Annotated in this window: 31 protein-coding genes; all 31 read right to left on the bottom strand. The window is 61.5% G+C overall.

Going from position 1 to position 19330, the window contains the following annotated elements:
• Positions 1–426, bottom strand: a complete 426-nt coding sequence (locus tag CVS28_RS09420) for a Gp19/Gp15/Gp42 family protein (RefSeq protein WP_103481336.1) — start codon at positions 424–426, stop codon at positions 1–3.
• 18 nt (positions 427–444) lie between these two features.
• Entirely contained in the window at positions 445–762 is a 318-nt protein-coding gene (locus CVS28_RS09415) for a hypothetical protein (protein ID WP_103481335.1), read from the bottom strand.
• A 2-nt stretch (positions 763–764) separates the two neighbouring features.
• A complete protein-coding gene (locus CVS28_RS09410; protein ID WP_103481334.1) occupies positions 765–1670 on the bottom strand; it encodes a phage major capsid protein in 906 nt (301 codons plus the stop codon).
• A 13-nt stretch (positions 1671–1683) separates the two neighbouring features.
• Positions 1684–2043, bottom strand: coding sequence for a capsid cement protein (locus CVS28_RS09405; protein ID WP_103481333.1), 360 nt, complete (start codon positions 2041–2043; stop codon positions 1684–1686).
• 2 nt (positions 2044–2045) lie between these two features.
• The gene (locus CVS28_RS09400; RefSeq protein WP_103481332.1) at positions 2046–3380 is read right to left on the bottom strand and encodes a head maturation protease, ClpP-related; all 1335 of its coding nucleotides are present in this window, start codon (positions 3378–3380) and stop codon (positions 2046–2048) included.
• The gene (locus tag CVS28_RS09395) at positions 3377–4696 is read right to left on the bottom strand and encodes a phage portal protein family protein (RefSeq protein WP_133159091.1); all 1320 of its coding nucleotides are present in this window, start codon (positions 4694–4696) and stop codon (positions 3377–3379) included. The genes CVS28_RS09400 and CVS28_RS09395 overlap by 4 nt, the downstream gene beginning before the upstream one ends.
• A gap of 15 nt (positions 4697–4711) precedes the next feature.
• A complete protein-coding gene (locus CVS28_RS09390; protein ID WP_103481331.1) occupies positions 4712–6415 on the bottom strand; it encodes a terminase in 1704 nt (567 codons plus the stop codon).
• Positions 6405–7043: a P27 family phage terminase small subunit gene (locus CVS28_RS09385; RefSeq protein ID WP_165788115.1), complete on the bottom strand. Its 639-nt coding sequence runs from the start codon at positions 7041–7043 to the stop codon at positions 6405–6407. Before CVS28_RS09385 ends, CVS28_RS09390 begins: the two co-directional genes overlap by 11 nt.
• The gene (locus CVS28_RS09380; protein WP_133159090.1) at positions 7037–7435 is read right to left on the bottom strand and encodes a hypothetical protein; all 399 of its coding nucleotides are present in this window, start codon (positions 7433–7435) and stop codon (positions 7037–7039) included. The genes CVS28_RS09385 and CVS28_RS09380 overlap by 7 nt, the downstream gene beginning before the upstream one ends.
• 17 nt (positions 7436–7452) lie before the next feature.
• The gene (locus CVS28_RS09375) at positions 7453–7797 is read right to left on the bottom strand and encodes a hypothetical protein (protein ID WP_103481328.1); all 345 of its coding nucleotides are present in this window, start codon (positions 7795–7797) and stop codon (positions 7453–7455) included.
• Complete coding sequence (locus tag CVS28_RS09370) at positions 7790–8257, bottom strand: hypothetical protein (RefSeq protein ID WP_103481327.1); 468 nt, start codon at positions 8255–8257, stop codon at positions 7790–7792. The genes CVS28_RS09375 and CVS28_RS09370 overlap by 8 nt, the downstream gene beginning before the upstream one ends.
• 722 nt (positions 8258–8979) lie before the next feature.
• A complete protein-coding gene (locus tag CVS28_RS09365; RefSeq protein WP_103481326.1) occupies positions 8980–9750 on the bottom strand; it encodes a hypothetical protein in 771 nt (256 codons plus the stop codon).
• Positions 9747–9989, bottom strand: a complete 243-nt coding sequence (locus CVS28_RS09360) for a hypothetical protein (RefSeq protein ID WP_103481325.1) — start codon at positions 9987–9989, stop codon at positions 9747–9749. Before CVS28_RS09360 ends, CVS28_RS09365 begins: the two co-directional genes overlap by 4 nt.
• Positions 9982–11133, bottom strand: a complete 1152-nt coding sequence (locus tag CVS28_RS09355; protein ID WP_103481324.1) for a hypothetical protein — start codon at positions 11131–11133, stop codon at positions 9982–9984. The genes CVS28_RS09360 and CVS28_RS09355 overlap by 8 nt, the downstream gene beginning before the upstream one ends.
• Positions 11134–11149: 16 nt before the next feature.
• Positions 11150–11638 carry a hypothetical protein gene (locus CVS28_RS09350; RefSeq protein WP_103481323.1) on the bottom strand — a complete coding sequence of 163 codons (489 nt, stop codon included), beginning with the start codon at positions 11636–11638 and terminating at the stop codon, positions 11150–11152.
• The gene (locus tag CVS28_RS09345; protein WP_103481322.1) at positions 11635–11880 is read right to left on the bottom strand and encodes a hypothetical protein; all 246 of its coding nucleotides are present in this window, start codon (positions 11878–11880) and stop codon (positions 11635–11637) included. Before CVS28_RS09345 ends, CVS28_RS09350 begins: the two co-directional genes overlap by 4 nt.
• A 109-nt stretch (positions 11881–11989) precedes the next feature.
• The gene (locus tag CVS28_RS19675; RefSeq protein WP_165788114.1) at positions 11990–12148 is read right to left on the bottom strand and encodes a hypothetical protein; all 159 of its coding nucleotides are present in this window, start codon (positions 12146–12148) and stop codon (positions 11990–11992) included.
• Entirely contained in the window at positions 12145–12417 is a 273-nt protein-coding gene (locus tag CVS28_RS19670) for a hypothetical protein (protein WP_103481321.1), read from the bottom strand. Before CVS28_RS19670 ends, CVS28_RS19675 begins: the two co-directional genes overlap by 4 nt.
• Entirely contained in the window at positions 12414–12968 is a 555-nt protein-coding gene (locus CVS28_RS09335) for an ASCH domain-containing protein (protein WP_103481320.1), read from the bottom strand. Before CVS28_RS09335 ends, CVS28_RS19670 begins: the two co-directional genes overlap by 4 nt.
• The gene (locus CVS28_RS09330; RefSeq protein ID WP_103481319.1) at positions 12965–13303 is read right to left on the bottom strand and encodes a hypothetical protein; all 339 of its coding nucleotides are present in this window, start codon (positions 13301–13303) and stop codon (positions 12965–12967) included. Before CVS28_RS09330 ends, CVS28_RS09335 begins: the two co-directional genes overlap by 4 nt.
• The gene (locus CVS28_RS09325) at positions 13290–13610 is read right to left on the bottom strand and encodes a hypothetical protein (protein ID WP_133159089.1); all 321 of its coding nucleotides are present in this window, start codon (positions 13608–13610) and stop codon (positions 13290–13292) included. Before CVS28_RS09325 ends, CVS28_RS09330 begins: the two co-directional genes overlap by 14 nt.
• A gap of 86 nt (positions 13611–13696) precedes the next feature.
• Positions 13697–13855, bottom strand: a complete 159-nt coding sequence (locus CVS28_RS19665) for a hypothetical protein (RefSeq protein ID WP_165788113.1) — start codon at positions 13853–13855, stop codon at positions 13697–13699.
• 88 nt (positions 13856–13943) lie between these two features.
• Positions 13944–14663: a hypothetical protein gene (locus CVS28_RS09320; RefSeq protein WP_103481317.1), complete on the bottom strand. Its 720-nt coding sequence runs from the start codon at positions 14661–14663 to the stop codon at positions 13944–13946.
• Positions 14660–15169 carry a hypothetical protein gene (locus CVS28_RS09315; RefSeq protein WP_103481316.1) on the bottom strand — a complete coding sequence of 170 codons (510 nt, stop codon included), beginning with the start codon at positions 15167–15169 and terminating at the stop codon, positions 14660–14662. Before CVS28_RS09315 ends, CVS28_RS09320 begins: the two co-directional genes overlap by 4 nt.
• Positions 15170–15300: 131 nt before the next feature.
• Positions 15301–15651: a hypothetical protein gene (locus CVS28_RS09310; protein ID WP_103481315.1), complete on the bottom strand. Its 351-nt coding sequence runs from the start codon at positions 15649–15651 to the stop codon at positions 15301–15303.
• Positions 15644–17038: a ParB/RepB/Spo0J family partition protein gene (locus tag CVS28_RS09305; protein WP_103481314.1), complete on the bottom strand. Its 1395-nt coding sequence runs from the start codon at positions 17036–17038 to the stop codon at positions 15644–15646. The genes CVS28_RS09310 and CVS28_RS09305 overlap by 8 nt, the downstream gene beginning before the upstream one ends.
• Positions 17035–17568, bottom strand: a complete 534-nt coding sequence (locus CVS28_RS09300; protein WP_103481313.1) for a hypothetical protein — start codon at positions 17566–17568, stop codon at positions 17035–17037. The genes CVS28_RS09305 and CVS28_RS09300 overlap by 4 nt, the downstream gene beginning before the upstream one ends.
• Positions 17568–17771, bottom strand: a complete 204-nt coding sequence (locus tag CVS28_RS19400) for a hypothetical protein (RefSeq protein WP_133159088.1) — start codon at positions 17769–17771, stop codon at positions 17568–17570. The genes CVS28_RS09300 and CVS28_RS19400 overlap by 1 nt, the downstream gene beginning before the upstream one ends.
• Positions 17768–18082, bottom strand: coding sequence for a hypothetical protein (locus CVS28_RS09295; protein WP_103481312.1), 315 nt, complete (start codon positions 18080–18082; stop codon positions 17768–17770). The genes CVS28_RS19400 and CVS28_RS09295 overlap by 4 nt, the downstream gene beginning before the upstream one ends.
• Entirely contained in the window at positions 18079–18351 is a 273-nt protein-coding gene (locus CVS28_RS09290) for a hypothetical protein (RefSeq protein WP_103481311.1), read from the bottom strand. The genes CVS28_RS09295 and CVS28_RS09290 overlap by 4 nt, the downstream gene beginning before the upstream one ends.
• Complete coding sequence (locus CVS28_RS09285; RefSeq protein WP_103481310.1) at positions 18351–18911, bottom strand: hypothetical protein; 561 nt, start codon at positions 18909–18911, stop codon at positions 18351–18353. Before CVS28_RS09285 ends, CVS28_RS09290 begins: the two co-directional genes overlap by 1 nt.
• Positions 18912–19330 lie beyond the last annotated feature (419 nt).

The following is a 19330-nucleotide window of genomic DNA, read 5'->3' as shown; positions in this document are numbered from 1 at the left end:
TCAGTTCCTTCCTTCGGGCCAGTTGAAGATTCCTTCATACTGGCCCGACGGTGGTGCGTGGAAGTCGGGGAGGACAGCGGATTTACTTTCGAAGACTAGGAGCATCCAATCTTCGAAATCAAAGAGGTCCTTCTTGCCCGATTGGAGTGTTACTTGCTGCTGGAATGGTCCTGCTCCTGCTGTCCAGGATCGGGCATTGCGGATCTGGGGACCACCGAGCTTGTCGAGCACAAGCTCGACGACGACATCAGAGACGTCTTCAGCACCCAGCTCTCCGTCAAGGATGCGTTGGTCCACGGTTTTCCAGCGGCGCCGGATTTGCCTCGAGGCAGCGCCCAGGTAATGCCCAGCGGTGGTTTTCTCGCGGACCGTGAGAGGACGCCATGCGCCCTCTAGGTCTTGCACTGAAGCAAGCGGCTCTTTCATGGCGTCCCCTCCTTCCTGTTACTTGCCGGTTGTTTTCTTTTCGGTGGCAGCCGCAGCGTCAGCGACGGCCTTGGCAGCAGCGGTGGCGGCCGCCTGCTCAGCAGCGGCCTTGGCAGCAGTGACGGCAGCGGCCTGCTCGGCCTCAGCGACCTCCGGAGCGGCCGCTGGTGTGACGAGCTCGATCAGGCCACGCTCAGCGAGGGCTTCGAGGGCTTCCTGTTCGACGCCTTCGGGGATGGTCCCTCCCTTACGGATGATGCGGGCAACGCGGTTGCCGTCGGCGGCGCCGACAGCGACCTTGACGACGTTCGCCTTAGCGACGTAGATATCACCCATGGTTATGCTCCTGTTCCAGTGAGGAAGATTCCGGAGAGCGGGTTGGTGACCACCGGAACATGCGGGTTGCGGGCCTGGAGGCGGGTCTTGTCCGCTGTCTCGCGGAACGACGCGATCTCCACACCGGTGTCTCCACCCACAGGGCGGTACTCCGGAGAGGGGATGGCCTCGCGGGCAATACCACCGAGACGGCGGCTGTCTACGAACAGCGGATCGTTGATCTCGTCGTCATCGCTGGCGATCCACGTCAGACCGTTGATCGTGGGCCAGTTGCCAGTGATAGCCGAGGTATCCGAGCTGGGCAGAAGGTCAGTCAGTTCCGGAAGTACTTCGGCGTACTGAATGCTATTGAGCACTACAGTGTCGACGGAGTATCCCAACTTGAGTCGGCGAACCGTTGCCTGGGCGCGAAGAGCGTCCTTGAGGATCTGCTTGCCGTTTGTCCAGGCACCGCCGGCCAGTGTCTGGGTGACCGAGGACGTGATGACGCCCAAGGCCAGTTCATTGGCGTTGAACACCATCTCCGTCTGCAGGAACAGCATTGCTTCGTCGACGGGCTGGCGCAGGCTGCGTCCGATCTCCTCGTCTGCGACCTCGGTGGCGAGGCCTTCCTTGGACCCGGTGTAGATTTCGTACTGCTCAGCACTGAGGGGAGTGAGCGGGTACTCTGCACCGGGTGCCACCGACTGTGCCTTGCGGTCGGTGCGGATCTTCTCATTCGAGGGAATGGCGATCGCTCCGCCCTGCAGAGCAAAGCGGCCCTGCAGGAGTGAGTTGCCGATGAACTGCTGAGCCGAAAGGATTTCTCCCAGGCGGCGTGCCAGCAAGGTGGGGGACTTGAGGAACGCCAGGAGGTCGGTGGCGCTTGCCGCCGCCAGCTGGCTCGGGGTGTAGGGGTAAGTCTTCATGATGGTTCCCTTCTTAGAACCCGAGGACCTGGACGGGAACGCCGTCGGCGGCCGAGGTGAGTGCAAGGCCAATGGCCGTGCCGGTCGTTGCAGTGCGGATCTTGCCGGCGCCAGCGGCTTCGACCTTCGCGCCCCGGGCCACGGCCCCGAGCGCAACCAGCAGGTGAATGGACTTGCCGACCTCGACCGTGACTTTGTCGCCGATGGCGGCGTCGTGGCCAGCAACACCCACGTAGGTGACGGACGCTGCGGCAGCGGGTGCGACGGATCGGTCAGCGGTGCCGACTTGGACGGGGTGGCCGCCGGTTACGGCGGTGGTGACATCGAACGTGACGGTGTCGCCGGGACGGAAAGCGGGCAGGTACTGACCCATGATTAGGACTCCTTCGGGGTATTGAAGATCTTGCTGTATGTGGTGTCCTCAGCGGAGGACTCATCGACGCCACCGGTGTAACCGGCAGGGGCGAGAGGAACAAGGCCCTTAGCCATCCCGGCAAGGGTTGCTTCCATGCCCGGGTCAGATTCGAGCGCGTTCACCCAGTGTTCGCGCCGAGCCGGTGGGATACGGCCATCATTCACGGCATCCTCAACCAGGTTGGTGCGAGCAGCTGCGAGCTGTTCCTTGCGTGCTGCACTGCCTTCAGCAGCCTTGGCCTGCAGATCCTGGTAGGCGGCCTCGTCCAGAACAACCGTCCCAGCGGCCGGCGCTGCCACAACCGGAGCTACGGGCTCTGCCTGCTCTGCGAGCGCCTCGGCCAGAGCGGCGAGAATTTCGCTATCGGTGAGGGACGCTTCGGCGGGGATGCCGATTTGCTCGCGGAGCCCCTTGATTACTGTTGCTGACATGTCGTCAGGTCCTTTCTCTTCGGTGGTGTTTGATGCCGGCTGCGGTGCATCCGGGGTGTGGGGCTCGTTCGCGAGGGTCGCGGCGAGCTTTTCCGTGCCGGGCGGTAGCCCTGCCCGAGATTTGGTGGTGTTGAGCCAGTCGGCGGCTTCTTGGACGACGGCGCTGACGGGACTGGGTGCGGCCCTGTTGGCCGGGTGCGGTCCCGGTGGCATCCACGGCGCCGGGGCTTTGGTGCGGCCCGCATGCTGAAATCTGGCGACTTCGGTGAAGGCGTCCACGGTTCCCTCGGATTTGCTGCCGGTGATGCTATCGGCTAGGCCTGCAGTGACGGCTTCTTCGGCGGAATACCAGGACTCGGCTTTCATGGCGTCGCGCCACTCTTCGGAGGTACCTCCTGCCCTGCTGGCGTAGAGGCCCGCGATGGAGTTGGATATCCGGTCAAGGTGGGCGGCCTCATCGATGAGCTGCTCGGCGTTGCCGCCAGCGTATGACCATGCGTCATGGATCATGACTTCGGCGCCCGGGCCCATTTGGATTTCATCGGCGGCCATGATGATGAAGGATGCCGCGGAAGCGGCAAGCCCGTCAACAGAGGCTACGACCTTGGCCTTGTGTCGCTTGAGCGCGTTCATGATGGCCACGCCGTCGTACACGGAGCCACCAGGTGAGTTGACTCGAAGCTGAATCTCTTGAACGTCGAGGTCGGCGAGGTCGGCAACGAATTGGGTTGCGTCGACGCCGTACCAGCTGCCGATGCCGCCGTAGATGAACACCTCAGCGGAACTGCCTGTCGTCGCGGTTTCCATCCGGTACCACTGCACCAGTTCGGCCGCTGCGGGCCGGACAGTTTGGGGTGTTGTCATGTTGCTTGTCCTTTCATGAGCATGGCTGCGGCTGCTTGTGTGGTTCTGACCGGTTCCTTGGCGCGGATCGTGGCCCGGTCCTGCTCGTCGAGGGCTGGCAGCCCGTAGATGGTGCGGAGGTGGGTTTCAAGCGCCGGGTCTGGCGTCAGCGCCCCGCAATCAATCAATGCCTTGATGGCTTCGGCTGTGGCGGGGTGTCTGGAGCCGATCTCGTCAAAGACCAGCTTCGGGGCTGGCTCGTCCTGACCCCAGTTCAGGTCCACCAGGTCTTCGATGACGTGCTGTGTGACAGTGTCAGCGATCTGCATCGCCACCGTCTGCAGCGACATCGTGAAGAAGTCCGCGAATGTTGAGCCCAGCGCCCAGGAACCTGTCTCGGTCCCTAGGTTCAGGAAGTGAGCAAGGACAGAGCGGGCGATTTGCTCGTCGTAGTAGCGGATCGGGACGTCGGCGTCAGGCAGGTCACCCTCGACGCCCTTCATGGTGAGTTTGGCTGAGTTGGGAATCGCCGCGCCGGCATTGTCGCCGGATCTGAGGCCGCGTGCGAGCTTTAGGCCTGCATCGATCTCCGACTTCTCCCGAGTGACCCGATCCTCACCGGTGACGGATTCCGGGACTGAGGAGCCCTCATACACAGGAATGCCCAGACCATTACGGTCCACCGTCTGCGCCTGGACACGCAGCAAGCGATCTTTGAGTAGCCAGTACTTGTACGAGGTTCGCAGGAGAGACTGGCCAAGCCAGTTCCCTCCCTCACGTTCGTTGACGTAGACCACGAGCTGTTCCACACCCATACGCGGCGAACCCTTGCCTAGGGAACCGTGTTGGTGTATCGCCTTCAGCCCGCCGTCACCAGCAACGTCAATGCGGGCTATGGTCTTGGGTGGGCGCCAGGCGAGCTTCCGAAGTCGAGCCCACCCAGAATCATCGATCCGGTACACCTGCTCGAATACAGAATGTCCAAAGGGGAGCATCAGCAGGGAGAGGCGCAAGTGCTCGTCCCATGAGAACCTGTCCCGTGTTCGGATTATCTTGCGGGTCGGATCATCGCCCACCAGCGCCAGCCCAAGATCATCAGCCACCTGCTGGGCGACCTCGGGCCGGGCCCCGTTCGGGTCAATGCGCCATGCCGTGCGCCGGATCGGCAAGGTAACCGCACGCAGAACAGAAATAACCTGGGACTCTTGACGACGCATCTTGTCGTAGACCCCGATGCTCTTAGGCCACTGCAGCTCCGGTGTCTCTTCGTCGTCCAGTGATGCCCACCAGCCCCCGGACGTATCCGCATAGCCCTTTTCTGACGTCGGAACAGTCATTCATGGCTCCTTTCATCAGAAGCCCATAAAGGCCACATTGTCTGCATCGGTGGTGCGCTCTTCCGAGACGCGCACCGCTTCCGGAGGAGGCGGCGGGGGAGGAGGTGCTACTTTTCGGCGTCCCAGCAGCCATTTGGCAGCTGTGAACGCCATGAGCGGGGCAATATCAGCCGGAGATTTGCCGTGGTCTGGAATGGACGCTCCACCACCGAACGTTTTGATCACGGCGGTAGCCGCGGCAACGTCCAGCACCGGCTGAGGGTTGTGTCGAACTGTCTCATCGCGGACCGAGTCAAAGACATCGGCCCAACCAGCGGTCAGATCACTACCGGACCACTCGACCACCGGGATCGTGAACTCGGGATCCGCCGCCAGGGACTCCATCAGTGGTGAAATTGGTGCACCCTTGGACTGGCCAGCCACGGAAATGATCCGGTCACGGCGTTTGTAGTCCATCAGGTAGCCCTTGACCCAGTCCGAGCCGTAACGGCCAGCCCAAATTTCAACCTGGGCCACGCCGTCGGCCCTGAAGCCGGCCACAGCCACATAGGTCATGGAACGGTCAGGGGATTGGTCAACGCCGGCGTAGACGGGGCCTACAAGACGGTCTGCCTCAGCAACCCGCGGCTTCCCGTCTGGGCCCGATTCAGGAACGTTCTTGCCCTTGTCCCAAGAACCAGGAGGGAACGGGCCCGTGAGCGTACCAGCGGACCACTGACAGAGAACCTCGGTACGGAACACCCATTCGGGATCTGTCTTACACGCCGCGGCAATGGTGCGCTGCGTGAAGCCGGGGTTCCAGCCCACCGAAGGGTTAGCCTGCGCCCAACCGGCCCGGTCCCACTTGCTACAGCCCGGGGGAGCCGACCACTCAAACAAGCCCAGCGTGTCTTCATCCTGCTCGAAGTCGGCCAAGTCGTCTTCGTCAAACTCATCACCGTCTTCCTCTTCCAGAGCTTCAATGTCAAGCAAGGTAGGTCCGGACGTGGCTAGCTCGTCGCAGATCCCGTCAGGGTCACCAAGCGCCTCATGGGCCATCTTCCGCAAGTAGGAGAGAACCACTGATGTGAGGTCGCCAGCGTTTGAAAGCGCCAACACCAAGGCTTCGAGCTGGGCCATGGTGGTCTTGGTGATCGCGCCCCAGGCTTCCCAATTCTGATGTTCGCGAAGCTCATCGAGCATGATCAGGTTGCCAGTGAAGCCACGGCCAGCGCGACGGTTTGCCGCCTTGACCTTGTACCGGGCGCCGGAATGAAGCTCGAGTGCTTTCTTTCCGTTGACCTTGACCACACGCTTGAGGAGCGTGGCCAGCTCGTCGTCTTCCTCCACGAGGTCAACAGCGCCCTGCCAGACTTCCTCGGCGGTCTCCAAGTCCTGAGCCGTGCCCATGACCAGGGGCCAGCCCCAGACCATCATGAACCACAGCGCCAGCACCTGTGAGAGCGTGCTCTTGCCGTTCTGACGGGCAATCAGCACCACCACGGTGCGGAACCGTAGCCCACCCTCGGGCAATAGCTCGAGCATGTGAATCAGTAACCACTTCTGCCAGGGGAACAGCTTCAGGTGAAGCGCGTTCTCCGCGAAGTCAATGACGTCATAACCAAGCGTCCGAGCTTCCGTCTCCGGCGAGCGCGGTTCGAGTGGCTGGAGTGGGGGAGTGAAGATTCGGGGCTTTTCGACCCCGAAGAGTTCCGGACGCTTGGCCCGCTTAGCTTGCACGACGCTTCTCTGCAGCCTCGCGCATGCTTGTCACCGTTGAGCCCTTTTTTTCCTTGGGGGTTTCGGCTCCAACGAGCGTGGGGATTGATGCGGGGGTGATCTGTAGTTCAGTGCAGGCCTTGAGGTAGTTGGGGACGGTGGTAGTCATGGCCTTCTGCAGGGCGTCCATGCTTTCGCGCTGGGCTTCGTCGATCATCCAGGCGAGAGTTTTGAGGGCCGCAATGGGGCCGGCGTATTTTGCTGCGGAGAGGTGTGTGGCGTTGGCAATGGACGTCGCCGTGGCGTCGGCCATGTATCCGCGTTTCCTGACTGGCTTGACCAGCGGGGCGAAGCGATCACCCCACGCGCGGATCTGTTCGGCGGTCTGACGTTCGACGGCGAGCGCTGGGTGGGGGATGACGCGGCCGCGGGGGTCTTTGACCACCATGCCTTCGTCCTCGACCCTTTGGCGGGCTTCGCGGAGTCTGGCCATGAGGGTGCAGAACGCCTCGAGGGCGGAGCGGTCCACAGTGCCGGCTAAATCGTTGCTGGCCATGATCTCGCGCCATACGGTGGAGGCAGCTTCGGGCATCTCCGGAGGCGGCTCAGTGTTCCTAGCATTGGTATTCGTGGGGCTCTTCTTCACCACTGCACCTCCTGAACTTTCAGCGTGCCGCATTCGATGCTGGACACGGCCAGCGTGCCCGCTCGGATGGTCACGTCAGGGCGTGCGTCAAGGCCGGGGGATGAATCCCGGTAGATGGGCCGCAGGCGCGCCACAAGGTCGGAGAGTGTTCGGCGGGAGTGCCGCCAATCAATCAGCAGGGCGACATCAGCAACCACCATGTCTGGGTAGTCGGCCAGGACGTCGCGAACGGCTGGCTCGGCAGACTCCGACACTGACGGCCGGTAGTAGTGGTCCCGGGCGCCGGGGCGCAGCGCGCGGCGGACAGCATTTCGAGAAGCGCTCTTCTCCCTAGCGATACCCCGGATGGATTCACCCTCACCATGGAGCAAGCGGAGCGCTGGGCGGTCATACATCGGCAGCACCTCCCACATCAATAGCCGGTGATCAGGCCAACCCTGCTGCCGTCGAGGCTTAGCGCAAGCTCAACGATGAGATTGGCATGCGTTCCAATCGGCACAAAGACTTGGTCGAATCGATCGCTGCGATTGATTCGGTGAGGGAGTCGGAATCGGATAGAGCCGCCGGCGTCGAAATCAATCCTTTCGCCGCCGTTAGTTCGGTTGACGCTGCGGATCAATTCCTTGGCTGTTCCATCGAAGGCGCTTTCCAGTTCCTCCATCAGCGGCCGGATCAATTCGGGATACTCCAGAACAACGAGAACTCGTTCACCGTCGATGGCCGCAACCAGGACGGCTGAAACGTGACCTTCATGCATGGTTGCCTCCTACGCCTTGCCATGCTTCCGCGTGCTGAACCGTGACCAGACGGGGCATTTCACGCAGGCCCAGAAGGTTCATAAGTATGTGCACCGTCTCATCAATGCCGTACTCCACGCCCGGGCGGGCCTTGCTATTCCTCATAGTCCGGTAAGAGATCACTCGAGGATCCCCAACAGGGAACCCACAGTCTTGTTTGATCGACCGGGCCACATATTCGTCCAGTGTGATCAGGACACGTTCAACACCCTTAGGGCAGTCCATGAGCCACTGCACGGCGAGAGTGGTCTTACCCTCCTGCCGGCCGCCAATGATGACGTGCTCCGGGCCGTCGAGCAATGAAGGAGCCTCAAGCATCTTCTGGTGCTGCTTGTTCCGCTTGAGTCTCGCTGCGAACTCGGGAGACGGTGCAATGTCCAGCGCTGAGCCGATCATCTTCTTGGTTATCGTGCGAGGCATCGGTGATTCACCCTTTCGCGTTTGGTGGCTCCTGCGTGGAGTAGGCGCGTGCCGGCGCCTCGTTCTTAGACTGGCCCTCCGGCGTCATTTCGCAACCTTGGCTAATGTCCGTCATCCGTAGATGGGTTTTTCCCAGCGGCAACCTGGGACAGTCTCCACGCAGGAGAGTAGATGGGTTCATTTTCCCCGCCAATTCAACGTTCTTAGGGGGATTTCATGGGGAAAGTTCCGGGGGGAGAGGAAAAAAAATGCGGAGTCCTTCCCGTGAATCAACTTGCTGGATTTTATTGGAGCTCGTGCGGGGAGAGGGAAGCTTACCAATCCTCGGAGGTCACTCCCATGCCGGTATCAGCGGTGTATCCGGCTGACTTGTTGCAGTCCAGATGGGAAGGCTCCCAGTTGCTCGGGTCCCACCTCAGATGCGGATACATCTTCTGAGACCTCACATGCTGGACACTGCAGGTCTGCGGGTGAGGATACTCAAGCGAGTAGTCAATGGGTTGACCGCAGATGCAACACGGTGTGTGGTCCTTGCGGCCCTGCGTCTTGACCCTGATCAGCGCGTTCTTCGCACGACGTCCAGACCATGGCGGATTGTAAACACCCGAAGCCGTCAGTAGGATCACCACCTCGGACATGACAAAGGCCCCGACGGTGAACCGTCGAGGCCTTTGTAAAAGTTACCGGAGACAACTATCCCCTCGGAATAAGGGTAAATCATTTCAGGCTAGAGTTCTACTCCGTGACTTCATGTGCTGAAATACTTTGAGTACATCCCCTGGGTAGTACAGGCGCCGGGGCCTGCCCTCGGTGTTCACCCGTGCTAAGACATACGGCAGAAGACCCCGCTCGGCCCAGTTCTCGAAGTCCTTCTTCAAGATGAACGCCCGGGCCCGCCGCTGCAGGAATTCCCTAGCCAGCCGGGGACTCAGAGGCTCCCCCCGGACCTTTGCCCGGATCCGCTCAAGCAGGTCAGGAACATGGTGGACGGCCCCGCATTGCTGGCACTTCACCGAGGCATCATCAGGATGAGCGGTCAGCCGCCCATCGCAGAGAACCGGCGCACCGTCTTCATCCTCACCCCACGGCTCTTCGCATTCCCCGTACACACGCTTATCTTCAGGACCCCACACCAGATCCCGGCCCTTGCCTACCCAATCCTTGGCCATGAACAACGTCTGACCGGCGTCCGGGTTGTTCATTGCTTCGGCATGGGCGCTGTGCGGAAGTTGGCACAGCCACGACCTGAGCAGCAGGGCATCGATATTGATCGGAGGCTTGGAACTGGCGTGGCCACCACCCCCACCGCTGGCACCCGGTGACTTCGTGACGCTGGTCTGAAAGATTGGCCCATCCATGAACGCGACCAGGACACCGACGTCCTTTAGCAGGTCATCAAAAGCGATGATGCAGTCCGTGCAGAGAAAGAGCGTTGTGATTCTATTGCAGTCCGTGGCCGTGCAAGTCTTCAACTCCTGCAGGTCCTGCCTCATAGCCGGCCTCTTCTCATTCGATCCAGAATGAGCGTCTCTATGGCAGGCGGCTCAACCAGCGCCCGGCACTCCAGATACATCGACAACGGCAACTCGATCACCCTGAACCGAACCTGCCCCAGTACCTCATAGCCCAACCTGGCAGCCCGGTCCTCCAGTGCGCCCAGCGCCTGCTGACGAAGCTGCAGCGTCTTGGCGCCCGGTTCCTTGATTGGCAGATGCTCCACCAGGTCAATCATTGGGATTCCCCTTTCGGTTACGTTGACGGGCACGACGGCGTTTCCCTTTCCCTTGTGGTGGTTGAGGATGGGCTGCAGGGTTGGGTGGTTTGTTCAGATGAGCTGCAGGGGCATGATGGGCGGGGAGCGGGGCTCCCGACCCTGCCCTGCCAAGCCCAACCTGTCCCGACCCGTCCCGACCCGTCCCGGCATATCCGGGTCCGCCATGGCTTGCTTCATCGATCGATCGCTGGTCCGTTTTGATTTCGGATTCGATTCCTGGGGCCGGCTGCTGCTCCGTTGCCTCCAGATTCTCGACCGCACTGTCCGGGGTGCTGGCTACTGAGTCGCTGGACAGGCCGGATGTAGCTTCCGTTACCTCGTCCTCAACCGGAGCTGCCGTGATGGGCTGCTCGACGGCGGGCGGTTCCTCAGTCGCCTGCGGGCCGTTGACGGGCGCAGGAGACACAAATTCGATGGGCGTGCGGGTGTAGGTGGGCTTAGTGGGGATGCCACACTTCTCGGTCAACCATGTCGCGGTGGTCGGGCCAATGAGCGGCTCGGCCGGCGGTGGCAGCGTCTTCCAAGTGCTGAGCGGGTCGTTCTGGCGGCGTTGGTTGCATTCGCCGCAGCAAACCACCATCGTGGCTACGGTGCCAGGCTCACCCGGCACCACATGGTCGATGCTGCCCCAACGGGCCGACCGGCGATCGTTGTTCCACGTCACCGTGCGGTTGCAGTACCGGCAAGCATCGCCATCACGCAGGCGGACAGGGCCAGTCTTGGCAACGTCCCTGTTGTCCCGCTGACGCTGCTGCGTCCAGTCCTTGTCAGCCTTCAAAATCATGTGGAAGAGGTCTTTCTCCTCCACAAGCTTGAAAGCCTTCCGTTTCTCTCCCTCCACCGTGATCATGACCTCGGTAAAGTAGCCGCAGAATATGGCGGCGGCCGCGAGGACTTCGAACCTGGCGAAACTGCCAGCCATGAGCTTGGCAGTTCCCAAAGTAACTATGTAGTCCTGGTCATGCGCTGCGGACTGAGTAGCGCAACGGTTCACCCACCCATACACCTCGTTGAGTATTCGATCGTCAGCGTCCTCCATCTCCAACGCACGCAAAGTGATCGGGTGGTTGGCCGAGACATCAGACTGTTTGAGCCAAGACACCTGTCATGTCCTACTTTCATGATTGAGACCTAAATTTCGTACTACGTTCCCTGCCGCGCCAACTGGCGGCCGGTGGCGGGCCGCTCCCGCGTGCCGCCTTGGCCGCGAGCGCAGCGGTTCGTTTGTCCGGGTGGGGGTGGTCGTCCGGTGGTTCGAGGATTTGGACGTGGATGTGGAGGCCGTCCGAGGCCGTCCGGACGCAGTCCCAGGCTTCCTCGAAGGTGAGGGTCGTTTCGCGGTAGAGCTTTACTGCGGCGTGGTACCCGCGCGGGTCTGTGAGCCGTCGACGTTCGAAAAGTGCGGCTCGTAAGACCGAGGTCTGGAAGGGTGCCAGTGCAAGGCCAAGGGTGAACGCGAGTTGGCTGACGTTCCTGATGGTGTCGACAGCGCGTTCGTGGCACAAGCAGTTGCCTGCGGTTGGGGCGGCGCTAGCCTCGTCCCAGCCCTCGCCTCCGCAGGCCCGGTGTTTCCCATTGCGGCAGTCCGGGTTCATATTTGTGTTCACGCCAGCGCCTCCTGGATAGCGGCGCGGACCATTTTTGTTTGTTGACTCTGCTCATTGGCATGTCCCGTGCCAATTCCCACGCCTTCATCAAAGGCGACGCAAACCGCGTCCACGGCCCGGAGTGCGTCAAGTAGTTTGCCGAGCTCTTGGCGGGTCTCTGTGAACGCGTGGTCGGGGTGTCGAGTGAGCCACCATTTCGTGATTCCGTCCTGCCGTGCCTGGATCTCTTCAAGCCTGCTCATGACTTTCCTTTCGGGCCGGGGCATTCCTGGTCGTGGAGTTCGCTCCACGCCACCAATTCGTTGGTGGTGCCGTTGACTCCGGCGCCGCAGAAATTGCATGTCATGTCCATTACGGCTTCTCTCTTGTTTCGTTCTTGGCGAGGGTGTTGAGGTAGGCGCGCAGTGTGAGGATGTTCCCTTGGGTGCGGACTCGGCTCAATGCGGTTATGCCGTGCTTCTTCGCGATGCGGATGCCTTCGCGGATAGCGGCTGCATCCTGTCGTCTCATGAGTAGTCCTGGTTTAGTGGGAACCGGATTTTGAAGCTGCGGATCTTGACTGGTGGGCGCCAACCCTTTGGCAGCTTTTTGGGCCAGAGGGTCACAGACTGCTTGGTACTGCGGATGTTCCAGCAGGGAACGATGACGCGGTTGCCAGTGATGATGATTCGTGCTCCCCGGGGGATCAGCCAGCGGCATCCGTTGGCTTGTAGCCATGCGAGGATCACCACGTTTTCCTCGTAGGTGTGGTTGTCGGCAAGGATGGTTCTCGGCTTCACGCGAACATGCTCCTGATGTGGTCTACGTAGAGGGCGGGGTCTTCTTCTGTTCCGAACGCTTGGTAGCCGCAGCGGCAGAAGAAGGAGTAAGGGATGGCGGAGAACTCCTGGGCGTGGATCGTGGGCTGCCCGTCTCCGTCCCATTCCCACAGCCCGAGCGCGCCCTTCGCGGGCAAAGGGCTGATGGGGTGGGGGTTGGTTAGGGGCCAGTGCCACATCTTGTCCATGGCCCATGCCGAGCAGAAGCTGCCGTCGGGCTGCCGGCAGTGGTCGGCATGGTGAACGGGGTTGATGTCCACGGTGCCGATGATGTTGCCGAGCTGCTCGAGGTCAGCCCGGGGGATCAGCTCCCCGGGGATGACCGGAGCGGTGTTGTGCTCATCGATGGCAGCTTGGACAAGGGCTGAGTACATTCCCTCGGTGTCCACGGCCTTGGCGGTGTGGATGGCTACTTGGCCGATGTGGTTGGTGCGGATGGAACGGTTCTCCACGTCCTTCCCACCGAAGATGATGGCCCACGCCCACGGGTTCCGGACTGTCAGCGCCTTCACGGCGTCACCACGGGGGTGAAGTTCAGTTCCTTGTCCGCGTCCAGCTCCACGGTCCACACGCCGTCAGCGAGACAGGTCGGGTCCAGGCTACGCATGGCCTCATTGAGAGGGCAGGCCAGCATGTCAGCCCGGCACTCTGGCGGGTGCTGCAGCGTCCAGGTATCGCCGGAGATCTCCGCACGGTGCCCCGGCTTGCGGAGCGGATCCACAGCATCGGCAGCTGCAAGTGCTGCCGTGGCCATATCTGTGGCCCACCTGACCGAGGAATAGGAATTTGGCAGGTAGTTGTTGAGCTCTCTGGCTGCGGCGTCGATTCTGGGGTCAGTCGTCGGCATTGTCATCTTCCTGATCTTCAGCGCCGGTAAGTACCTGGTAGAGATTGGCCAGATAGCCTTCCTGCCCGAGCTTGTAGAGGACTCTAACGGCATGGGCCGGTGACGAGTATCCGCTCACCTTGATCTCGACCCTGTCGAGGGTGTCGGTTTCGTTGTCCCGGATCTCCATGTTGAGAGTGAAAGAATCACCGATGGAGGGGATCCCCTCCGGTTCGGTGGCCGCAGGCTGGTCATGGTAGCTGTCGCAGACTGGGCATTGGCCGGCGGGCTTGATGTCGCGGGTAACGTGGTTGTGGTGGGCAGGCATGCAAGCTCCCCGGAGTTGGCCACTGGGGAGGCTGGTTTCTGGGCAGGTGGCGCCGGGTCCGTCTTCGGGCCCGTGGTTGTGTACGTTCATGATTCGTCCTGTTCTAGCGTGTCCAGTAGGGCTTCGGTGTTGGCGACCAGGTACGCGAGGCGATTGCGGATCTGGGATGGTGTTTGGCTGACGACAGCACGGGACAGCTCGGCCGCGTGGGCCTGGATCCTGAGACGCAACTGCTGTGCGCTCACGACATCCCTTTCATCTGCCGGACTACCTCTTGGAGGTGGCTGGCCGGGCAGTGGTCACAAACCCGGCCCGGGTCGTGATTGCAGGTCGTCATGATCCGTCCCTGACTGCTGCGAGTTTCATCGGCAGGCGGTTGGCCCACTGATCACGGGAACGGGTGAAGGAGTCTGTGATCTGGGCGTTCGCGTGGAGGAAGCCGATAAAGTAGTGGCCGCAATGGACGATGAGTGAGCCGAAGTTGTCAGCCGGTTCGATGCGGAGCTCTTCGCTGTACGCCACGGATGCTGCCCGGAAGGAGTTCATATCCTTGGGGTGGAACAGGGTGACCGGCAGGCTTGGCATGTTGCGGCGCCTGAGAGCGGACGCGATCGGATGCCACAGACCAGGAACATCACGGTTGCCATGGTCCGGCATCGTCAGCTTCAGCTGCCGGCCACCAAACAAGGACCCCAACTCCCGGATCTCCATCTGATGAATAACCTCCGGCTTATCATCCGGAGACGCCGGAGGTACCACCGATGTCCGAACCGTCACCTCCAGCTGCTTGAACTTGTTGGAGAACAATGAGCGGATAGTGCCTATGTCCTGCTTACTCAAAGCAACACGGGACATCTCTCCGTCCAACTCCACCAACGGGATCCTGGCAACACCGGTGGTTGACCCACCTGATGCGGTGGCCACCAACTCCAGGTCCTCGTTCATCTGCAAATCCACCGTCGCCAAATACCCGGCGTCCTTGCCCTGAAACGTATGAGCGGCGCAAGCAGCGAGTGCGTTGGTGAAGGCGTCTGCTGGGACTGTGATTTTCATGGGCGGACCGGGCTTGCTTTGGGTCCGGAGAGGCGGACCTCGTGGGTGCCATCGGCCGGGACATGGCGTAGGGCGCGTGACGCGAGGTATCCGCCGGTCACGTCGCCGCTGGTGGGGATCTGCAGATCGGTATCTCCGGCCGGGACCGGGGCTTTCGCCACGGCTGGGACACCGTTCTTTGTGGTCACGGGTTTGGTCTTGCTCGCGGTTGTTGGCTCCGCCGCGTGGGCTGCGGCTACTGGTGACGTGGTCGTGAGTCCTACGGCGGACCGCGTGCCGGGCATTGACGCTGCGGGCCAGCGGGCGTAGATGTCGAACTTCTTCGGGTTCGACTCGGCCGGGTGGGACTCTGACTCGAACCCTTCCTTGCGCCAGACGCTGCGTGAAGTGGGGGACGCCATGTCGATCTTGACCCTGGCCCACCGGCCCGGGTGATGCTTCAATAGCTCCTTGAGTCGTTCCTCGGTGCTCAGCGGCGGTTCACGCCAGTCAACTTCTAAAGCCACGGTGGTTCCTTTCTAGTCGCTGCAGCGGCACTCGGCCGTGAGTACGTTGATGGGGGATAGGCAGGACGGGCACTTGATTGGTGCGGTGGGGCGCTCCCGCTTCAGCATGGAAATGTCTGGGTTGTCGGCGCTCATGCGTTGACCGCCCTTGCTACGCCACGGAGGTGGATCTGCCCTGCAGGGGGTTCCCGGTCCCGGGCCGCATGGACCTCGTGCTGGCCAGAGATGAAAGCCGCGACCCTGGTTGAGAACGTCAATGGTTCTGCGTCGGTGCGGACCGTGTCGGGCGCGTACCAGAGCTGTAGTAGCCACGGCCCGTCCGGTAGTTGGCGGACACCTGCCCTTGGGTAGCTCAGATCCTGGGCAATGACCGTGCGGGCCCGGATCGAGAACGCGGAATATGCGTGTTGGGTAGGCTCGGGCTGCTTAGCGAGGAGCAGCTTGTGCCGGGCACCAGGAGAAAGCACAGCTGTATCAGTCATCAAGGACCACCACATCGCACTCGACGGTCTCATGCTTGCCCGTGGACATGTTGTATCGCTTCGGGTCGCCGCCATTAGCCTTGAAGAACACCAGCGCTTCCCGCTCCGGCTTGTACAGGCGCAGACCGTAGTGGGTTTGGACCTTGTTCAACCAACCGGCCCGGGTTCCCCACACATGCTCGCTGCGGTCAAAGTTCTTCGCGAACCGCAACTGGCGGTCCGTGTCCTGGTGTTTGGCGTACACCGCGGCACGGGCAAGCTGACGCCATGACAGCTTGCTGAGGGCCACTTCCACCTTTGCCCGCCATTCACGCCGCTCAGGCGTCCACAGGCCGTCTCCCTCTGGAGGATGAATCCCGGTCAACTCACCGAGCGTCTCATCACTGAGCCCCTGGACCCCCGGCAGGAGCAGCTCCAGAAATAGCTCCTTGTCCGCGGCCTCACCGGCGCCGTCCTTGGACTGGATGGCGGCCACGAGTTCATGTGACCGCATCGCATAAGACACCTGCAGGCCCGCGTTCAGATCGCGCAACGTCGCCTTCTCCTCGCGTTCCTTATCGGAGAGCTTGGGCTTGGGCTTGGAGAGCTTCACGTACCAGACCGGCTCCGGCTGGTCCCTCCCCACATAGAACAAGTGGCCGGCGGCGATGTGCTCCTCGTCTGTGAGTTCCTGGGCGACATCGAAGTTCTCGTCACGCGAGTCCTCACGCCGGACCCCACCCAGAGCAGTCAACAGCTCGATGGAATCGGCTATGGACTTATCCCCTTCGGCGCGCGCGATCGTGTACTCCACATCATCGATCGCCCACCCGGCCCGGTCGCTGAAATCGTTACTCTCCAGAACCTTGTCCAGAACCTCGGACTGCCCAGCAGCCTGCAAATCCGTCAGCTTCTTCAGCTGCAGCAGATCAAGCCTGCCTTTGATGAACGCCTTCTGAACCTTCTCCGGCGCCTTCGCGACCCTGCCCAGGGTTACCACCTCAGACTTTGGGCGACTGAACCGCTTACCGATCGTGGACTCGTTCAAACCGAGCTCCAGCATCCGCTGGTAGCCCTTGGCCTGCTCCATCTTCGTGATCTGCTTCGACGCAACACCGGTGGAGAGCATCGTCTCGATGTCCTCCAGTGCGCCGCGGACGGACGGCTCCTCAATGACCACCGGGACCTCGACCAGGCCGGCATTGATGGCGGCCTGCCGGCGGCGGTGGCCATCACGGATCATGAAGTCGCCTTCAAGCTCCGGGTGCGGGTACACCACCAGCGGTGACCGGACACCCATGGTCTTGATCTCTTTACTCAACCGGTCAAGGTCGCCCATGTCGTCCCGGATGTTCTCTGGGTTGACGCGGACCCGGGCGATCTCCACCACCTCATACACTGCAGTCATTGCTTCACCGTCCCTGTGTCGTTGTCTAGCTGGAGTCCTGCGGCTACCTGCAGCAGGGATTGTTCAAAAGTCGAATACTTGAGCGCCTTGGCGGCATCTCCACTGTTCCGAGCGGTGGCCGTCATTGCGGCCATTTCTTCCGCGAGGACCATTACCCTGGCGAACGGATCCGGGTCGTCCTGCACGGGCAGACCAGGTAATTTGCCAGACCACCACCGGACGTCAGCTGCCACGGCATGAGCCTCGGCTGCCGCGTCTTCGCGGAGCAACCAGTCACTGAAGACCTTTGTGGCACGTAGACCGGCCAAGTAGTGGGCTGACTTGACAGGGGCCGTTTCTGCCAGTAGCTCCTCTACAGAGGAGTCCGACCAAGCGGCGGCGATGTTCCAGGCCAGCTCGCTCGTGCCGCCCGGAACCTCATACGGCGGCGCGGCAAGCGGCCCCGGGGCGCCAGCAACTGGTGGGTTGGGCACGGGTGTACTCGTCTGCATCAGCGGGATGCGCTGCTGCTCTGCGGCCTTTGGCGTCATCACTTCTCCACATCCAGAGCGAACCCCAACAGGCCGCCCAGCATCAGTGCTGCACCGGCCACGTCCAGGGAATTGAAAACAATGATCATCGGGCCTGCCACCACAGTGACCAGGGCGCCGACCATCAACAATGGAAGCCACAAGAAGAGCCGCCGGCGTCGAGCCGCTACCCGCTCAGACGGGCGAACGTACGGGGCGCTCACGGGAACAACGCTTCAGGCGCAGGGGCGGCTGCAACGCGGGGCGACCAAAAAACGACTTCCGCCAACGTCTCGTGCCTCAGAACCACTTCGGCGCGCCATAACTTGTGCCGCTTGTCAGGCTTACGGATCTCCACAACAATGCCTGCCATCAAATTCCACTGCCCTTTGGCCCAATCTTCAACGATTACTCGCAGTTCACGAGCGGTACGGAACTTGGCCGTGAACATCGGCTCAACGACTTTCTTACGATCACCAGGGAGCGGATCCTTAAACACCACGCGCCCCTCCAGTTCCTTCAACTCCGTGCTCATGACTCACCGCATAGGGCGAAGTCAGACTGGAACGCCTCACCAATGCTCCTGAAGACCTGAACTACCGGCTCCACGATTGCATCGAAGAACTCGCCCACAGCCTGGGCCATCTTCTTGAACGGTGCCAGGAATAGCTCCCACCCGGACAGAACAGGCTCTTTATGCATCATCGCCAGTGCTCTATGCATGTACAGCACCGCCATATTCGGCTGTCCCGTCTGCAGAAACTTGATGATCTCCGCCAGGAGCTGCTCAACCGTCAACCCCATCAGAGAACACCCCTGCCAGCAGCAGCACGCATGCCCAGTGCTTGCGACATCGTCGCCGGGAAATTGATGGCGGACGGCTTCGGCATGATCACCATGGACGCCGGCAGTATCGAGCCGTCTGCCGCCGTGGCTAACTTGGGGTTAGTGGAGGATGCACCGGCGGCTGATGCTGGGGGAACATCAGCCGCCGGCGGTTCTGGGGCCACCTCGCTGACGGACGGGACATTGTGGAAGCGTGCCTTCGCAGCGTGGATGTCGCGGTACAACTGCTGAGACTTCGCCGTGATGTCCTCGCCCATGGACACCAAGAGATCCGCGGGACCCTCAGCCACACCATACTGATCGGCGTCGATCACGGACTGGATGGTGCGCTGGAACTTAGCGACCAGGTGACGAAGCTCGGAGACCTGTTCCTGACGGGCCCGGACAATCGCCACGCGGGCCGGTGTCGGGGGAGTCACCGAGCGGTCCTGCTTGAACTTGTAGTCCAAGCCCCGGAAGAAGATGTTGACCGGCGTGAAGGCGCCAGTGGGAAGGGATTTTGAGACAGGAGTATCCACAGCTTGTTATCCTTTGATCGATGACAGAACCAGCCCCGCACTTGTGGGACCAGGGGAATGTTGTCTTACGGAGCGGCCCAGTTTTTTTCTTGGTGGAGAGGAACTGGGTCGCTTTTCTACGTTTCTTAAGGGGAAGAATTGTTCGTACTTGATCCGACAGCACCTGCCGCTGCAGCCGCTGTCACCGCCCCATTCAATCCAGCATGGCTGGCCCTGGGAGTGGCGGTTCTTGCACTTGGCGTCTCCGTTTGGGCTGTGTGGCATAACCGGTGGGCCAACCGCATGAGGGAGTTGGACCAGCAAGCCACGTTCGACGCGGAATGGCGATACCTTAGGTTTCGCCGATCCCTAACGCTCCGTGCTATCAACAGAGGAACCGGCAGAGCAGACCACCTGAGAGTTTCCCTGGCCGTCGACCC

Source organism: Arthrobacter glacialis, assembly GCF_002909415.1.
GTDB classification, from domain to species: Bacteria; Actinomycetota; Actinomycetes; order Actinomycetales; family Micrococcaceae; genus Specibacter; species Specibacter glacialis.
Note: the sequence above shows the minus strand (reverse complement) of the source record. Positions and strands in the feature narration are given on the sequence as shown.

What these genes read in the sequence shown, in the direction of transcription:
- CVS28_RS09405 (WP_103481333.1), bottom strand. Translation starts at nt 2,043, where the DNA reads ATGGGTCAGTACCTGCCCGCTTTCCGTCCCGGCGACACCGTCACGTTC.
- CVS28_RS09295 (WP_103481312.1), bottom strand. Translation starts at nt 18,082, where the DNA reads ATGAGCACGGAGTTGAAGGAACTGGAGGGGCGCGTGGTGTTTAAGGAT.
- CVS28_RS09365 (WP_103481326.1), bottom strand. Translation starts at nt 9,750, where the DNA reads ATGAGGCAGGACCTGCAGGAGTTGAAGACTTGCACGGCCACGGACTGC.
- CVS28_RS09345 (WP_103481322.1), bottom strand. Translation starts at nt 11,880, where the DNA reads ATGAGCAGGCTTGAAGAGATCCAGGCACGGCAGGACGGAATCACGAAA.
- CVS28_RS09415 (WP_103481335.1), bottom strand. Translation starts at nt 762, where the DNA reads ATGGGTGATATCTACGTCGCTAAGGCGAACGTCGTCAAGGTCGCTGTC.
- CVS28_RS09360 (WP_103481325.1), bottom strand. Translation starts at nt 9,989, where the DNA reads ATGATTGACCTGGTGGAGCATCTGCCAATCAAGGAACCGGGCGCCAAG.
- CVS28_RS09320 (WP_103481317.1), bottom strand. Translation starts at nt 14,663, where the DNA reads ATGAAAATCACAGTCCCAGCAGACGCCTTCACCAACGCACTCGCTGCT.
- CVS28_RS09325 (WP_133159089.1), bottom strand. Translation starts at nt 13,610, where the DNA reads ATGCCTGCCCACCACAACCACGTTACCCGCGACATCAAGCCCGCCGGC.
- CVS28_RS09400 (WP_103481332.1), bottom strand. Translation starts at nt 3,380, where the DNA reads ATGACAACACCCCAAACTGTCCGGCCCGCAGCGGCCGAACTGGTGCAG.
- CVS28_RS09375 (WP_103481328.1), bottom strand. Translation starts at nt 7,797, where the DNA reads ATGCATGAAGGTCACGTTTCAGCCGTCCTGGTTGCGGCCATCGACGGT.
- CVS28_RS09420 (WP_103481336.1), bottom strand. Translation starts at nt 426, where the DNA reads ATGAAAGAGCCGCTTGCTTCAGTGCAAGACCTAGAGGGCGCATGGCGT.
- CVS28_RS09330 (WP_103481319.1), bottom strand. Translation starts at nt 13,303, where the DNA reads ATGCCGACGACTGACCCCAGAATCGACGCCGCAGCCAGAGAGCTCAAC.
- CVS28_RS19675 (WP_165788114.1), bottom strand. Translation starts at nt 12,148, where the DNA reads ATGAGACGACAGGATGCAGCCGCTATCCGCGAAGGCATCCGCATCGCG.
- CVS28_RS09395 (WP_133159091.1), bottom strand. Translation starts at nt 4,696, where the DNA reads ATGACTGTTCCGACGTCAGAAAAGGGCTATGCGGATACGTCCGGGGGC.
- CVS28_RS09300 (WP_103481313.1), bottom strand. Translation starts at nt 17,568, where the DNA reads ATGACGCCAAAGGCCGCAGAGCAGCAGCGCATCCCGCTGATGCAGACG.
- CVS28_RS09370 (WP_103481327.1), bottom strand. Translation starts at nt 8,257, where the DNA reads ATGCCTCGCACGATAACCAAGAAGATGATCGGCTCAGCGCTGGACATT.
- CVS28_RS09310 (WP_103481315.1), bottom strand. Translation starts at nt 15,651, where the DNA reads ATGACTGATACAGCTGTGCTTTCTCCTGGTGCCCGGCACAAGCTGCTC.
- CVS28_RS09380 (WP_133159090.1), bottom strand. Translation starts at nt 7,435, where the DNA reads ATGTATGACCGCCCAGCGCTCCGCTTGCTCCATGGTGAGGGTGAATCC.
- CVS28_RS09305 (WP_103481314.1), bottom strand. Translation starts at nt 17,038, where the DNA reads ATGACTGCAGTGTATGAGGTGGTGGAGATCGCCCGGGTCCGCGTCAAC.
- CVS28_RS09410 (WP_103481334.1), bottom strand. Translation starts at nt 1,670, where the DNA reads ATGAAGACTTACCCCTACACCCCGAGCCAGCTGGCGGCGGCAAGCGCC.
- CVS28_RS09290 (WP_103481311.1), bottom strand. Translation starts at nt 18,351, where the DNA reads ATGGGGTTGACGGTTGAGCAGCTCCTGGCGGAGATCATCAAGTTTCTG.